Here is a 15693-nt window from a genome sequence, read left to right on the forward strand (position 1 = left end):
CCCTGGGACAAGTCCGTTGTCCTCTTTCCACATTACCAAACACCTAATCTTCATCTATCTCCCTCTTCAAATACTCAACTGCCGCCTCTAACTGTTCATCTCTGCCTTCCAATGCGCCCTCTCGTGTTCGTTCTACTATGATATCCGGCTGAACCCCTATCATATGGTGTTGTGACCAATCGACATTCAGTGCTTGCATGGCTGTAAACCAGACGCCCATGTTTCCTGGTAGTTTAATAAGATTGATTGCTCCGTTTGTTCCAGCTGTTGGTCCTCCAATCATCGTCGCAAGCCCGTTACCCTTGAATGTTTCAGCATATGTTTCGCAAGCACTTATACAGCTTCCATCTATTAGCGCCACAATCTTTCTCGTAAAAGTCTCACCCTTCGGATCGTATCTTCCCTGATTTTCCTGGAAACCGACTGGATGTTTGTTCGGGTACATAATTTGCGGAACATTAATCGGCATTGTGTAAACAATTTCTTCCGATAATTTATGGAATAGCGCACTTATATCAGTAGCTGGGTAACCCCTGAAATCAAATACGATCCCCTTTGCGTGTTGAAACTCCTCCAATGCTACTTCTGTAAAATAATCGATATTCACATAATAAATATCATTTCCTAGATATTTGTATCCTTCCCCAGGAGACCGGTGAAAGCGATCAACCATTGACGAAAGATGATAGGTTGCCTTGATTTTGAGCTGTTGTCCATCCCTTTTTAACGTGAACGATTCCTCTTTTCGTCCATCTAAATCGCGAACAAATCGTTTTAATGCCGCAAATTCTCGATAATGCTGTGTTCCTGACTCGAGCTTAATTACATCATTTATCCACTCAATTGCTGATTCACCAGAGCGTTCCACAATTACGTCGCCTACTTTAAAAGGAGAATCCTCACTCACAGCAGTTACGACAACCTCTCCATCAAATACGTCCGCCCAGAATGGTAAATATTTACTCGTATGATATTGCTTATCAGTAATATTTATATGGCCATCATTAAGCGGTCTTAGCATTCTTTCTAACACATGTTTGAATTGGACATAATTCACATAATTGGGTGGAAGCAATTCTTTTATCGCATTGTTCAGCTGCTGATTCATGTCTACATCCACAATCTCATAATGAGGATAAAAGTATTTTACGATATTCCATACGATCACCACATTGCTGAGCTGGACAATGGGGTCCATCGTATCTTCAGAAAAAACATCGATTTTTTTAAGTTGATTCTGCAAAGCTAAAAATTCCTGGTTTTCACCATCGACGTCTGTTGACTTTTGGTAAGACACGAGGGTTAAAGGCAATTGAATTTTTAATTCTTGATTAATCGGTTCCTCAATCACGTCTTTTTCGTTAGGAAAATGATTAAAAAGTGGGAGAGCCCATATTGAAAATTTTCCATTAGAAAATGAATTGTACACCCGTTTACTTTTATAAGACTGATTCAGCCCTAATATAAGTAATTTATCTTGCATTTCTTCTTCAGTTAGGAGGGGCAAAAATGACAGATTTTCTTTTATTTTGACCCCCTCATACTGCCAAACAACTAATTCGTACGCAGAATCTCGTAGTTTCTTATAATCTGGCACATATCGGTCATACTCTTCATCAGTACGGTAAATTTTTAAGGTTGGGGCTATCGGTTGAAAAATCTCCTCTAGGTTCTCTTTTAACTCTTGTTCATTTTTGGATCCATTGACTTTTTCCATTCCATAGAGAGCAAATTGGTTCCAATCGACCTCTTCCACCTCATCACTCGGATGAAAAAAGCGGACATACCCGTACAGGTTGGCAAACGCGGTAACATTTGCAAGCTGTCTTTCTTTATCCACCCAGCTGTTTGTCCCGCTTGCCGGGGTGAAAACTGGAATTGTTTGAGAAGAATTACTGATTAAAATAAATAGGCAGACAAGGCTCAACACCATTGGATTTTTTGCTATTTTTATGAGGGGTCCTCTTATATAGTCAAACCACAGCCCCTCGAAAATTAATTGGGCACGATAAAGAAATCCGTTTTGTTGCTTGGCACTTTTGGTGTGAAATTTTAGACGAAGCCCCTCCCCCAAAAGCTGAAAAGTAATTATCAGGATGGCAATTGCAAGCGCCGGAAACAATGGAATCCAAAACGCATGTATGATTTCCGTTCGCCCACTCGCCAAAAATGACAGCCAATCAAAGTCTGCACTTTGCCATTCATAATCACCTACGTCTTTTATCACAAGCTTTTGCTTGAAAAAGTAGGAGAATAATGCGAGCTGCCCTGCTAATAAGGTGACTCGACCCGCCTCCAAGAAGAAATTCGACATAAAGCTTGGCCATAAATTCGGCAGGTAATGTCGTATGTACATTTGAAAAGGGTTATTCCCCAAGATGAGCCCAGCATGCATATACTCTTTTCGTGAGAGCTGGACGATTTGCTGCTGAAACAGATAGCCCACTCGACCAACCCCAACGATGGCTATGGTGAGAATCATGAGTTCCTTACGAATTGGAGATGAATCCACATATGGGGTAGAAAGAATCAACACAACCGCTAGAATCGGTGGTAAGCTCGAAAAAAGATAACTAAGCCCTTGTATAATCCAGTGCGCAAGTCCTTGTTGATTGCTCGCTAAAAATGCAAGCGGAATCGCCATCAAAAAAGTCATTATCGTGATTAGTAAAATAATCCGGACCGTGTCATCCAACCCATGAATGAGGACAGAAAAAATATCAATTCCATCCGCATCAGTCCCAAGTGGATTTTCGGCAGAAGGAGGAAACGGCGCCTTCTCAAATTCACCACCATCATAAAATCGTAAACGCTCAGGCTGGAGCTCTGTTTTTACAAAATTCGAACCAACTATCATTGTGCTCCCAAGTAAAATGGCGAGCAAAACCCCTATCCGCAAATACCAATTTTTCATGTATCTCACCTCCCACGGAACCAGAGGGACGGTTCTCTTGGTCCTGCTCCGTTTCTCCCCAATTTTTTAAATGATATATAAAAGAAAGAGTGAAACCCCTGCCATTGCGGGAATTATGATGATCATTTGTCTTGTTACATCCTTCACTAACATCGTCGTTGTATAGAATGGAGAGACTATGCGTAATAAAAACTTGCTGACAAGGATCGTTATGAAATAGAGCATCATAAAGCCCAACGCTATTTCAAGAATCATTCCCGTTTCTATGTTTCGCTCAACGTCCGCTCCTGATAGTTTTGTCATAACATTTTTCTTGTCAACTGTCTTAAACAATCGATAGGCCGCACCTTTATACTCTGTCAGCCACTCCACAATCAACAAGTTTGATAAAACATAGACCATCATCGACGGTAGATGGCTAATGATTTGGATCATGCTATTACGCAGGATGTGCTTGTACGTGACAATTTTTTCGATTAACCCCTTCGACCTTGCGACTGCTACGAATACTTGGTCACTTTCTTCATTCAAAGCTGAGGTCGTCACCTTTGCCAGATATAAAAGTGGGTACAGGGCTACCAAAGCCGAAGGAAGCAGAAAGCTATACCACTCCTCATGCCCAAACCAGGAGATAAACGGCATGTAAAAGAGAATGATCCACTGAAGACAGAGAATCACAAAGAAATCTGGCAACGCCGAAAGGAAGCTGGTTAACCCTTCCCCAACGAGCTTTTGGTACGGTTTCCTTTTTCGAAAATCAAAAATCCCCTTCCGTATTCCAAGTGTAAGTGCAAGGATAAAGGAAGTAATCACGATCTTTAGACTTCTAGAAAAATGTTCGACCGCAACAGACTCGATTGGCTCTCCATTTTTTGTCGTTCCCAAACTATGATTCTTCCAGGCTTCTGAAACCGTATGTTGAATCACTTGCTTATATTCGTTCCATGATTTCAGTTTGTTCTCCGCCGTATCCGGAACATCCGGCAAAAACAAACGGATCCCGAACACAACCGCAATCACAAACAAAACTGTGCAAACATCCCGCACTCTCGCCTCAACATTTCCCATCACGTAATCTCCTTTTGGGGCAGAGAGACAGGTCCCTCGCCTCAAATCTCATAAAATTATTATTATTTTGAATTTACCATAATTGTTATTTAGTTCCAATAGAGCAGTAACAAAACCCTGTCCTTTTAAAGACGAAAAAGGTGACCCAAGATTTGAGTCACCTTTAACTTTGCTTATCGATTTGTTCTCTTGCCCCTGTTTTATTCACAACATTCACTCCACCTGACACCGAAATTACGCTCCCCGTGATGAAATCCGAGTTTTCCTCACAGAGAAAGGCGATAATTCTGGCTATATCCTCACCTGTACCTGGGCGACCGATTGGGGTTTCGGGGTCCTTTCGTGTTCGAGCTGTGGTGATGGTGGCTTCTTTCATCTCACCAGTTATGTCGCCTGGGCACACCATGTTGGCGGTAATTCCGTGTTCAGCTTCCTCGAGGGCAATTGATTTTGTAAGTGACACCAAGCCAACTTTTGCCGCACTGAAGGCTGAGCGATACATCCAGCCAGGTGCGCTCTCCGCATCCTGAAAGCCATAGGTGATAATCCTGCCGAATTTTTGCTTCCGCATGACGGGGATGATTAGCTTGAGAAAATGAAACACTGAGCTGAGGTTGCCGTCAATCATCTCGTTCCATTCGTGATCCTTGTAATCTACTAACTTTTTTCGCTCAAAAATATACGGACCGGCGTTGTTGATGAGGTAGTCAATTCGCCCAAAGCGGCTCATTGCCTGGTTGAAAATGTTTGTGATATCCGCTTTTTTTGTGATGTCACCTTGAACGAACTGAATGGATTCTAAATAGGGTTTCCACTCCTTTTTCAGCTCTTCGACGCGAGCCTCGTCGCTCCTGTAGTTCACTGTCACCGAACAGCCCATTTTTAAAAATTCCTCAGTCACTTTTCTTCCTAAGCCCTTCGTTCCCGCTGTAATCACTGCATGTCTCACCTACATCACCTGCCTTTTGTTTATTGGATTGGGACGGCTCCTTTGGTTCCGAGGGACCACGAGAACCATCCCTTTGGCACCCCTGTACCCCATGGTCCCTTACCTATTTAATAGAGTTAAAAATTCAAGACGCGAGTCTGGGCGTTCTTCGAATATGCCTCTTGCGGCAGTTGTTGTGGTTTCGGCGTTTGTTTTTTTAATTCCACGGCCACACATACACATGTGCTTTGCTTCGATGACCACCATGGTGCCCTGTGGCTCGAGAATTTCTTCAATGGCCGCCGCAATTTGGTTTGTTAACACCTCTTGAACCTGGAATCGTTTCGCATAGCCTTCTACCATTCTTCCAATCTTGGAAAGTCCCGTTACTTTTTTATCCGGGATATAGCCGACGTGTGCGACACCAAAGAACGGTGCGAAATGATGCTCGCACATAGAATGGAACTCGATATTTTTAACCAAAACGAGCTCGCGGTGCGTGACGTCGAACACCTTTTTCAAATGGTCCTTTGGATCTTCTTGGTAGCCTTCAGTGTATTCGAGGAATGCTTTGACGACGCGCTGAGGCGTTTCGATGAGTCCGTCACGGTTCGGATCGTCCCCGCATAGTTCAATCAGACTTTTTAATGCATCTGCTACATGTTCAGCTTGTTTAATTTTTTCTGGGTTTCCTTCAAATATACGTGGCAATTTTTCAATTATGTTTGCTTCCGTATCTATTAAAGACATCTTGTCGAACCTCTTTTCATCATTGTAAACTTTCCTATTACTTCTTCTTTTGCATCGGATTTCCTTCCTACGAAAGGACTATTTGCAAGGGGTGGAGTATTTGGAGTTTGGTAAATTCAGAAACATTTCATTTTGACTTTCAGCTTCGTCTTGGGACTAGAAACCTGTCCCCCTATCCCTACTACTTTTGTAGTATTTTAAAAAAATTCCTTCGCTTTCCGTATGTTTTCATTGCTGTATTGAATATTCATTCGGTATGCTTTCTATGTATATATCAAAAAAATTGGAAATTTTTTTAAGTCAATAGGTAGGAGGCTTTCTATTTATGGTTCCAAATGATACAGAAAATGAAGGACAAAGGAGAGATACACATTTACGACAGCTTGCCTCTGTTGGGCAAGTTGCTGCCGGGATTGCACATGAGGTACGCAACCCACTTACAGCCGTAAAAGGATTTTTACAGCTTCTACAGCAGGAGGAAGAGCATGAATACCTGGATATTGCACAAAGCGAACTCAACAATGCCCTTCATACCTTGAACAATTTGCTTCAGGTGTCTAAGCCTGATTTGGAAGACGAGGATGCCCAAGTGATTCATCTAGCGGCCGAATTAGAATCTATTTTAAATCTATTTTTAGATAAGTTGTATGAAATTGAGCTCGAGTCGGACTTTCAAAATACGGATGCTACCATTGTCGGAAAGAAAAATCAGTTCAAGAAAGCCTTTTTTAATTTGATCAAAAATGCGATTGAGTCGATTGAGGGGAACGGCAAAATTAAGATTACGCACCGAGCTAATGACAAGGATGTGTTTGTCACCATTGAGGACTCAGGCGTCGGTATCCCAAAGGAAAAAATGAATCTACTCGGAACGCCATTTTTTTCAACAAAGGACGCTGGTACTGGGATGGGACTTGCCCAAGTTTTCTCCGTTGTCTACCAGCATGGCGGAGACATCTCTGTTGACAGTGAATTAAACGCCGGAACAACGTTTACGATTAGATTGCCAAAACAACTCAAACCCATTGATCGAGGTGTTCGAAAATTGAATCTAATCTACAAAGATTCTATTAAAGAGTTTTTCCTAGAAAACAAAGTCTATTTTGAAGAAAAGCTGCTAGAGGAAGCCATTAATGTGAAGGATAAGATCGAGGATATTCATACGGTTGGAAACATTAATCTCCTTGATAATGCTCATAAACTCGTACTCTATGTCGTTGAAGAACGCGAACACGAGTTGATTACATTTGCTAAGCGGGAGGGCATCGCATGGGCTAAAAATTCGCTAACGCTTGCGTTTAAGCTTGAGTGGGTTCAATCCATACGCCGTACCCTTTGGGACTTCCTGTACAATTATGACCTGTTATTGAATAACGAATCAAGTCGTGACGAATTTTTTGCGCTTGAGAAAAAAATGAATATCTTACTCGACCATTTTTTAACCCACTTTTTCATCAGCTATTCGAAGTTCAAGGACGGACTTCTGGAGTCGCAAAGACAGCTTGTTGAAAATCTATCTGTGCCGATCATTCCGATTAACCAAGATACGTACATAATCCCATTGATTGGTGGCATCGACCAACGTCGCCTCTTGACGATCGAGGATAAAATCCTGTTTACCATTGAAAATGAACATATCCGCACGCTAATCATGGATCTATCTGGTGTCGCCTTCATGGAGGACGAGGTCATTTACCGCTTCAGAAAGTTGATTGAGGGTATTAAAATGATGGGCTGCCAAACGGTCCTTACCGGAATTCGGGCGGAAATTGTGAAAAAGATGATTGCATTGGGAATCAGCTTTGCGGATATCGCGGAGTCAAAGGGTACCCTACAGCTGGCATTGAAAGATTATTTGTTTGTTGAAGATGTGGTGGAATAGTGAACATGAGTTAATGCTCCAATGAAACTTTTGGGCCGAGGGATCTGTCCCCACGACCCAAAAAGCTTTCAGGATCTTATAAGCTAGTATTTTCGATGACCATCGCGATTCCTTGACCGCCCCCAATGCAGAGACTAACGACTGCATATCTTTTAGCGCTGCGTCTTAGTTCGTATGCTGCAGATAACAGGATTCGTGCACCACTCGCCCCAACAGGGTGACCAAGCGCAACTGCCCCACCGTTAACATTTGTTTTTTCACGGTCGAGTCCGAGTTCTTTTTCAACTACGAGATATTGGGCAGCGAATGCTTCGTTTACTTCGACCAAGTCCATGTCGGCTAAGCTAAGTCCCGCTCGTTCAAGTGCCTTTTTTATGGCTGGTACAGGACCAATCCCCATAATAGTCGGGTCAACTCCCGCTACTCCCCACGAAATTACCTTTACAAGAGGCTTTAGCCCATTTTCACGAACCGCTCTTTCACCTGCAACCACAACAGATGCAGCTCCGTCGTTAATACCCGATGCATTTGCGGCAGTAACTGTTCCGTCGGCAATGAAGGACGGACGCAATTTACTCATCGATTCCAAATTCGCGTTTGGCTTGATATGTTCATCTTTTTCTACTAAAATACTTCCTTTTCTCGTTTTCACCTCAACAGCAACGATTTCTTCAGCAAAAGTTCCGTTCTCAGATGCTTTTGCAGCTCTTTGGTTTGATTCAATCGCAAATCTGTCTTGTTCTTCGCGGGAGATTGAATACTTTTCTGCTAGTTTTTCCGCGGTCATGCCCATTCCTTTTCCCGTGTATTGGTCGGTGAGGGTTGTCAGCAACATGTCTTCAAATTGAAGATTACCCATTTTTGAGCCACCAAACCGCTGGGTAAAATTCGCAAACGGTGATTGGGACATGTTCTCCGTTCCTCCGGCAAGTACCAATTTCGCGTCCCCTACTAAAATATGCTGTGCTGCGGAAACAACAGATTGCAACCCAGAGCCACATAGGCGATTCACCATAAACGCAGGTACCTCTTGAGGAACACCACTATGTAGGGCAATATGCCGCGCCAGATAAGAAGCGTTCTTTTCAGTATGAATGACGTTGCCGTAAATGACGTGATCAATTTGTCCGGGATCAACATCGGAGCGCTTCATTGCCTCAACTGCGGTAGCGCGTCCTAGCTCTGTTGCACCCGTCCCTGAAAACGAACCTCCAAAACTAGTAAATGCTGTACGAGCTCCTTCAACAATATAAATTGATTCCATTGGCAATACCTCCTTTTTTAATTAGTTTACCACGTTGCTTGCTATATGTAATGAATATTCTGACTAATAATGTAGAGGAGGTGTACATTTCTGTACACCTAACTTAGACTCATTCAGTTGTTTATGTTGAACTTGGCTGTCAATAGTGGGAAAAACGGGGAATAAAGAGGATTGAAAGCTAATGAAACGCTTCCAATTTTAAATATGTATTACAAAATATATGTATAAATCTGAGCTGTGTTTTAAACAAGTAAAACAGCTGCCGATTAATTATCTGCGACTTTCTACCTATAGATTAACCGTTCATTCAACAAAATTCTGTTAATTTCATCACATTTTTGTATTTTTTTACAATTTATTTGAAGTTTTTTTCCCTTTAAGGAAAGCATACTTGAAGTTTCACTATAGCAAACGTTACATACGGCCATCTCCTACCCCCTTCATACGTGAAGTTTACGCTTTGGACTCCCCTCCTTCCTAACAAGTAAATTTGAGTTACCGGCGGAATAAAAGAAGAACGCGTTCTTTAAAAGGACATTTTTATGGCATTTGAGGAACTTGCTGAACAGTATAAACCATTGATTTTTCAGGTGATTAAAAGTTTACGGTTGTATGGGGACAAGGAGACATTTTATCAGATTGGCTTAATCGGACTTTGGGAAGCGTCGACTCGCTTTGCCCCAGAAAAAGGTGTTGAATTTTCGACATTTGCTTATTCGACAATTCGTGGAAAGCTTCTTGATCATTTAAAAAAGGAAGCCCTCCACCGGGAGCGTTGTCAACCTACGGGTGAACTGCTTATCTTGAGTCCTACGGAGGGCTCTAATGGGTATTCTCCGGATTTAATTGAAGAGTACAGCGAAGGGTTGACGGACAATCAGGTAAAGTGGGTTCAGGGGCGAATTATAGAGGATAAAAGTTATAAGGAAATCGCCGATGAGCATGGTGTTACCGTGGAATCGGTAAAGTCATGGGGACGACAGGCTGTTAAGAAATTGCGGAAAATCATTATGCTAGAAAGATAACTTTTTTCAACTAAATGTTTGTTTGAATTTTTTCTGGTAACGAGTGCGGACCTCCGTGTTTAAACAAGCGCTTGTTTGAGGATTGAGTTCTTTTTTTGAGAATAATAAATGATTAGGATTGTGACGTTGGGCAACAATGTATGGTGAGGTGAGAACATGATTAAGAGGTTGCTACTACTCGCAATCATTGTAGAGCTCGGTGTGTTTTGGTATGTGCACCACGAAAAGACCCCCGTCCAGGTTCAGGTGGCGAATTTCCCACAGCGCGAGCTTGTATTGGACAAGAAAAAGGTTCCTGCTGACGAACCGGAGCCTGCGGTTGAAACAGCTGCAACAACGGATCCTTTGACGGTTATAAAAGACAAATATACGGTTGAATTTGAGAATTTAGAAAAGGAAACAAAAAAGAAGGCGAAGGATCTGCTGGCACGAGCTAAAGAGGATTTCGTAGAGGAATCCACCGATGGCATTGCCGCTCTTCAGGTCATGAGCAGCTATTATAACGAGTTCAAGACGCTTGAAACTGAAACCGACGAGACCTTCGAACAAATCTATGCGCAACTCGAAACCGAACTAGAGGCAGGCGGCTATTCAAAAGACGAAGCTGTGACCTTCCGAGAACAATACGAGGAAAAGAAGAAGAAAATGCTGAAAAAGGCGCTGGATGTGCAGGGAAGTTATGAGTGAGGGCGTGGGACTACGCGTAAAGGTGAAGGATTTATATTTTGTTGACTTTTCATCAAAATTGACTCCCTCTGAAGATTGAAATAAGCGTTTATAAAGCTTATAATAGAGATATAATAAAAAAGATCAGGTGCGTCAACACCTGATCAACACAATTACATGCCGCAAAGTGAGCGGCTAACCAATTAATTTGAAGTTTCACAAAATGAAGTAATCATCCCTTATACCTTGGTCGAGGCGGGGCGGTTACTTCTTTTTGTTTGCAACGACTAACGTAACTACAATTGTTATGACCCCTAGCAAAACTACATTAGATTGCAGTGCCACTGACATTGTCTCATATAAACTCATCTGACCACCTCCCTTCCCAAGGAAGTGGCTAACCGCCCACCCGCTTTATGTAACTGTACCCCTATTTTAACATTTCAGATAATAGATTACCAGTAAAAACAGAACATTTGTTCCCGTTATTTTTGACAACCATATGATAAAATATAGAAAAATCTAGTAAAAGGAGCGCTTCCTATGAATTTTTTCGAAATATTACTATCAGATTATGATTTTTCACTAGATAAAAACGGCGTCAGTGGAAAGCGGTTGGCGTCACGACTCGCTGCTTTATCAGAAATTGGGTTAACCCCTGATAACGGCTCACACCGAATCGGTTTTTCCCGCGAAGAAAAGGCTGCAAAGGATTTGGTGAAGAAATGGATGACAGAAGCAGGACTTACTGTAACCATGGATGGCGCTGGTAATGTATTCGGACGTCTCAATGGTAAAAATCCTGGTCTTCCTGCACTCCTGTCCGGCTCCCATGTTGATAGTGTTCCTAACGGCGGACATTTCGACGGTCCCCTTGGTGTACTTGCAGCCCTTGAGGTTGCCGAGGCTTGGAAACAAACAAACTTTGTACCGGAACGTCCTTTTGAGGTTGTCATTTTTTCTGATGAGGAAGGCGCACGATTTAATGGAGGTTTCAGCGGAAGTTCGTCGATGATTGGTGAAGCGACAAGAGAGGACCTTCTTCCGAAAAAAGACATCCATGGTGACTCTTTTGCAAAGGTTTTAGAGGATATTGGACTGTCTGTTGACGACTTTTTCAATTCAAAAAGAGATCTCAAACAACTTGAGGCGTTTGTTGAAATACATATTGAACAGGGAAAAAGGTTGGAGCGCGCTGGGGTGCCAGTGGGCATTGTAACTGGAATCGCGGGACCTTGCTGGTTGAAAATGACGTTTACGGGTCGTGCTGGACATGCAGGCAACACGCCAATGGACGACCGTAGGGATGCGCTTGTTGCTGCGAGCCAGTTTATCTACGAAGTTCAATCGTTACCAGAGCAAGTTAGCTCATCAGCGGTCGCAACCGTCGGAAAGGTTGATGTACTGCCAAACGGCGTGAATGTCATTCCTGGCGAAGTCCGACTCACTGTTGATATTCGTGATATCAAAAAAGAAACTAGGGATCGACTTGTTGACCTAGTCATTGAAAAAGCAAAGTCCATTTGCGCTGCACATGGGATTGAACTTCAATATGAAGAAACATTGCGCGAAGCACCTGTTCCAATCAGCGAGAACATGCAGCAAAAACTCGAAAAATCTGTGCTCGCACAAGGGATTGAACCGGTGTTTTTACCTAGTGGTGCTGGCCACGATTCAATGATTGTCGGCCATGTGTTGCCGGTCGCCATGATTTTCGTCCAAAGCAAAGATGGCATCAGCCATAACCCAGCCGAATGGTCGGCTTTAAGCGACTGCGTGCAATCTGTGCATGTGTTGAAGGATTTTTTGGAGGGGTATGATAAATAGCAGTTGTGAAAAGGATGCACGATTTGTGCTTCCTTTTTTTGATTTTTGACGTGTTGGGCGACCATTATATCGTCTCAAAAACATTTTTATAGATCGTTTTGTCTCTGAGACCACTCCTCAGAGACATTTCGTTTAGGTATCCGCATGTTTTTGTCTTCGATAAGCCTTATCAGAGACAAATTGCATGATTGCTCGCTTCGTTTTGTCCTTGAAGACCTGTCTCAAGGACAATCTAAATTACTTTTCTCTTCATTTTGTCTTCGATACCCTGCCTCAGAGACATTTCACCTTCTATACAAACATTGAATTGTCCGCGATAACCTCGCTCAGAGACATTTCTCCAATTCACCCATGCCTATTTGTCTCTGATCCCCCCAATTACCAAACATTCTTCTATTGCCCCCATCCCTTTTTCCAACTCCCACCATTTACAAATCCCGCCTCCCGTCATATAATACCAACATACCATTTGAATATCGGCATTCACTCATATAATCACGGGGATAGGGCCCGTAAGTTTCTACCAGCGCACCGTAAATGTGCTGACTATGAGTGAGCAATGGGAATGCATTTATGCTTATTCCACTTTCCTTCGTTGAAAGCCTGAAGGTCATTGACTCACTCGTATTGGGGAGTGCAATGATGTTCAGGCTTTTTCATTTATAAGGAGGAAACTCAAATGGAACTTTTACAACAAAAAATACTTAACGAAGGTACTGTCCTCTCCGACCACGTCCTAAAGGTCGACGCCTTTTTGAATCATCAAATAGATCCACAATTAATGGTCGAAGTCGGCAAAGAATTTGCGCGTCGCTTCGAAAATGATCACATTACAAAGGTTTTAACACTCGAATCCTCAGGGATTGCGCCTTCTATGATGGCAGCGCTCGATCTGGGAGTGCCGGTGATTTTTGCACGAAAAAGAAAATCTCTTACACTCGTAAACGACCTACTTACTGCGTCTGTTTATTCTTTTACGAAAAAAGAAACCAATGAAATTTCCGTTTCTCAGAAATTCCTCGAACCAACAGACAATGTGCTGATCATCGATGACTTTTTGGCAAATGGGCAGGCTGCACTTGGTCTTGCTAGCATCGTAGAGTTAGCTGGCGCTAAAACCGCTGGAATCGGAATTGTAATTGAAAAGTCCTTCCAAAACGGGGGTAAACTGCTTCGCGACAATGGTTTCAAGGTTGAATCTCTCGCAAGAATCCAATCTCTCGAAGGTGGAAAAGTGACATTTTTAGAAGAAGTGGGGGTTGGTCGCTAATGAAAGGGAATCTATTCAAAACGGCCTCTCTCGGAATTCAACATGTGCTTGCGATGTACGCAGGTGCCGTGATTGTGCCCCTCATTGTAGGTGGCGCCATCGGCTTATCGGGTGAGCAACTCACGTACCTCGTTTCAATCGACTTATTAATGTGCGGAATCGCAACGATTTTACAGGTGTGGAAAAATAAATTCTTCGGTATCGGTTTGCCAGTTATGCTCGGCTGTACATTTACAGCGGTCGGACCGATGATTGCAATCGGAGGGCAGTATGGGGTATCCGCGATTTACGGTTCGATTTTAGCTGGTGGTGTATTCCTTGTTCTTGTTTCTACTATCTTTGGTAAGCTCGTAAAATACTTCCCTCCAGTCGTGACCGGGTCAGTTGTTACCATCATTGGGATTACGCTTATTCCAGTTGCAATGAACGACATGGCGGGCGGAGTTGGAAGTACAGATTTCGGTTCGGTTCAAAACCTTGCCCTTTCATTCGGAACTTTATTTTTCATCTTAGTGCTGTATCGTTTTGCAAAAGGTTTTATGCGTCAAATTGCCATTTTACTTGGTTTAATCGTTGGGACAGCAGTTGCTTATTTCTTAGGCAAGGTTGATTTTTCAGCAGTAGCAGATGCGTCTTGGATGCACATGCCGAAACCATTCTACTTCGGTATGCCAACGTTTGAGCCATCAGCGATTATCATGATGATATTAGTTTTAATTGTGGGGCTTGTTGAAGCATCAGGCGTTTACTTCGCACTCAGTGATATCACTGGTAAAAAACTATCAGAAAAAGAGATATCAAAGGGATACCGCGCAGAAGGAATTGCGACCATTTTAGGCGGAATTTTCAACGCGTTCCCATATACAACGTACTCACAGAACGTTGGACTAATCCAACTTTCAGGTGTAAAAAAGAACACTGTAATCTACGCCGCTGGGGCATTTTTAATTATACTTGGATTCCTTCCAAAAGTTGGCGCGTTCACAACTGTTATTCCAACACCAGTTCTCGGCGGCGCGATGCTTGCGATGTTTGGAATGGTTATCTCTGCGGGAATCAAAATGCTTAGCAAAGTTGACTTTTCATCACAAGAAAATCTATTAATCATGGCATGTTCAATCGGAATGGGACTTGGCATCACAACCGTCCCAACCCTATTTGCGAACCTACCAGAAGGCATGCAAATCATAACCAGCAACGGAATCGTTATCGGAAGCCTAACAGCCATCGTCATGAACCTCATCTTCATGAAAAAACCTTCAGAAAAAGCGGTGCAGGTACTGGAGGGGCAGAAGGCATCATAGGAACAAGGGGACAGGTTCCTTGTCCCACCATTTATCCCTAGGTACAATTCACTTGTCCCTTTTTCCAACAAAAAGTCATTGCAGCTACATGCTGTAAGAAGAGAGTGAGTGACTGTCAAAAAAATTCTTAATATATGTTATTGAAAAAAGTAGCTATCCATCCTTTATTAGGGATTGGGCAGCTACTTTTTTCTATGTTTTGAAGACCTTGAAACAATTGTAATAGCCCCTATCAAAACTAAATTGATGTCAGTGCTAGCATCATTTAATTTAAATTAACCTTAATGAATTTATCCAGCAAGATGCACAAGGGGTACAACTGTACCCCTTGTAGATGGTAGACTAACTCTCATTTACTGCGATTTTTGCCTCTCTCGTTGTGCTCATTCAACAGCCTCTTTTCGCGGTTTCGGTTGCGAGCCTCGGCTAACATGCGTTTTAAAGACAATCTGTAAGTAATTTAATCTAGGTATCTTAGGAAAGGTCGTGTAGATAGTTAAGTTACTGGCCTACGAATGGGGGTACAACTGTACCCCTTGCAGTCGTTTGACAAACTCTCGTATACTGCGTTTTTTGCCTCTCACGTTGTGCTCATTCAACAGCCTCTATTCGTGTTTTCGATCGGTTGCGCGCTTCGGCTAACAAGCGTTTTAAAGACAATCTGTCAGTAATTTAATCCAGGGTATCTTAGGAAAAGTCGTGTAGACAGATTGGTACTGGCCTACCAATGGGGTACAACTGTACCCCTTGCAGACGGTTGATAAACTCTCGTATACTGTGCGGTATTTGCCTCTC

11 protein-coding genes and 1 riboswitch are annotated in these 15693 nt (G+C 42.7%); of the genes, 6 read left to right on the forward strand and 5 right to left on the reverse strand.

Features of this window, described 5'->3' with window-relative positions; all coding sequences use genetic code 11:
- Window positions 1-43: 43 nt before the first annotated feature.
- The 4 genes from RGU12_RS21620 to folE all read right to left on the reverse strand — a co-directional run bounded on the left by RGU12_RS21620 (window position 44) and on the right by folE (window position 5660).
- A complete protein-coding gene (locus tag RGU12_RS21620) occupies window positions 44-2914 on the reverse strand; it encodes a S41 family peptidase (RefSeq protein WP_309537908.1) in 2871 nt (956 codons plus the stop codon).
- A 66-nt stretch (window positions 2915-2980) separates the two neighbouring features.
- Window positions 2981-3982, reverse strand: a complete 1002-nt coding sequence (locus RGU12_RS21625; protein ID WP_309537909.1) for an ABC transporter permease subunit — start codon at window positions 3980-3982, stop codon at window positions 2981-2983.
- Between the two features lie 163 nt (window positions 3983-4145).
- Window positions 4146-4931 (reverse strand): SDR family oxidoreductase, encoded by a 786-nt coding sequence (locus RGU12_RS21630; protein ID WP_309537910.1) that lies wholly within the window; start codon window positions 4929-4931, stop codon window positions 4146-4148.
- Window positions 4932-5030: 99 nt separating this feature from the next.
- The gene (gene folE, locus RGU12_RS21635; protein WP_309537911.1) at window positions 5031-5660 is read right to left on the reverse strand and encodes a GTP cyclohydrolase I FolE; all 630 of its coding nucleotides are present in this window, start codon (window positions 5658-5660) and stop codon (window positions 5031-5033) included.
- Window positions 5661-5985: 325 nt separating this feature from the next.
- Between folE and RGU12_RS21640 the strand changes: the two genes are divergently transcribed.
- A complete protein-coding gene (locus RGU12_RS21640; RefSeq protein WP_309537912.1) occupies window positions 5986-7542 on the forward strand; it encodes an ATP-binding protein in 1557 nt (518 codons plus the stop codon).
- Between the two features lie 76 nt (window positions 7543-7618).
- On the opposite strand, the gene RGU12_RS21645 is transcribed toward RGU12_RS21640, so the two are convergent.
- Window positions 7619-8806 carry an acetyl-CoA C-acetyltransferase gene (locus RGU12_RS21645; RefSeq protein WP_309537913.1) on the reverse strand — a complete coding sequence of 396 codons (1188 nt, stop codon included), beginning with the start codon at window positions 8804-8806 and terminating at the stop codon, window positions 7619-7621.
- 542 nt (window positions 8807-9348) lie between these two features.
- Between RGU12_RS21645 and RGU12_RS21650 the strand changes: the two genes are divergently transcribed.
- The 5 genes from RGU12_RS21650 to RGU12_RS21670 all read left to right on the forward strand — a co-directional run bounded on the left by RGU12_RS21650 (window position 9349) and on the right by RGU12_RS21670 (window position 14898).
- The gene (locus RGU12_RS21650; protein WP_309537914.1) at window positions 9349-9831 is read left to right on the forward strand and encodes a sigma-70 family RNA polymerase sigma factor; all 483 of its coding nucleotides are present in this window, start codon (window positions 9349-9351) and stop codon (window positions 9829-9831) included.
- Window positions 9832-9987: 156 nt separating this feature from the next.
- The gene (locus RGU12_RS21655; RefSeq protein ID WP_309537915.1) at window positions 9988-10518 is read left to right on the forward strand and encodes a hypothetical protein; all 531 of its coding nucleotides are present in this window, start codon (window positions 9988-9990) and stop codon (window positions 10516-10518) included.
- 522 nt (window positions 10519-11040) lie between these two features.
- Entirely contained in the window at window positions 11041-12324 is a 1284-nt protein-coding gene (locus tag RGU12_RS21660) for a M20 family metallo-hydrolase (protein ID WP_309537916.1), read from the forward strand.
- A gap of 467 nt (window positions 12325-12791) precedes the next feature.
- A riboswitch (purine riboswitch) is annotated at window positions 12792-12893 on the forward strand.
- Between the two features lie 110 nt (window positions 12894-13003).
- Window positions 13004-13594, forward strand: a complete 591-nt coding sequence (locus RGU12_RS21665; RefSeq protein WP_309537917.1) for a xanthine phosphoribosyltransferase — start codon at window positions 13004-13006, stop codon at window positions 13592-13594.
- Window positions 13594-14898 (forward strand): nucleobase:cation symporter-2 family protein, encoded by a 1305-nt coding sequence (locus RGU12_RS21670; protein ID WP_309537918.1) that lies wholly within the window; start codon window positions 13594-13596, stop codon window positions 14896-14898. The genes RGU12_RS21665 and RGU12_RS21670 overlap by 1 nt, the downstream gene beginning before the upstream one ends.
- Window positions 14899-15693: the final 795 nt, after the last annotated feature.

Source organism: Ferdinandcohnia sp. QZ13 (assembly GCF_031324165.1).
In the GTDB taxonomy this organism is placed as follows: domain Bacteria; phylum Bacillota; class Bacilli; order Bacillales; family Bacillaceae_L; genus Ferdinandcohnia.

What these genes read in the sequence shown, in the direction of transcription:
- RGU12_RS21620 (WP_309537908.1), bottom strand. Translation starts at nt 2,914, where the DNA reads ATGAAAAATTGGTATTTGCGGATAGGGGTTTTGCTCGCCATTTTACTT.
- RGU12_RS21625 (WP_309537909.1), bottom strand. Translation starts at nt 3,982, where the DNA reads ATGGGAAATGTTGAGGCGAGAGTGCGGGATGTTTGCACAGTTTTGTTT.
- folE (WP_309537911.1), bottom strand. Translation starts at nt 5,660, where the DNA reads ATGTCTTTAATAGATACGGAAGCAAACATAATTGAAAAATTGCCACGT.
- RGU12_RS21640 (WP_309537912.1), top strand. Translation starts at nt 5,986, where the DNA reads ATGGTTCCAAATGATACAGAAAATGAAGGACAAAGGAGAGATACACAT.
- RGU12_RS21645 (WP_309537913.1), bottom strand. Translation starts at nt 8,806, where the DNA reads ATGGAATCAATTTATATTGTTGAAGGAGCTCGTACAGCATTTACTAGT.
- RGU12_RS21650 (WP_309537914.1), top strand. Translation starts at nt 9,349, where the DNA reads ATGGCATTTGAGGAACTTGCTGAACAGTATAAACCATTGATTTTTCAG.
- RGU12_RS21655 (WP_309537915.1), top strand. Translation starts at nt 9,988, where the DNA reads ATGATTAAGAGGTTGCTACTACTCGCAATCATTGTAGAGCTCGGTGTG.
- RGU12_RS21660 (WP_309537916.1), top strand. Translation starts at nt 11,041, where the DNA reads ATGAATTTTTTCGAAATATTACTATCAGATTATGATTTTTCACTAGAT.
- RGU12_RS21665 (WP_309537917.1), top strand. Translation starts at nt 13,004, where the DNA reads ATGGAACTTTTACAACAAAAAATACTTAACGAAGGTACTGTCCTCTCC.
- RGU12_RS21670 (WP_309537918.1), top strand. Translation starts at nt 13,594, where the DNA reads ATGAAAGGGAATCTATTCAAAACGGCCTCTCTCGGAATTCAACATGTG.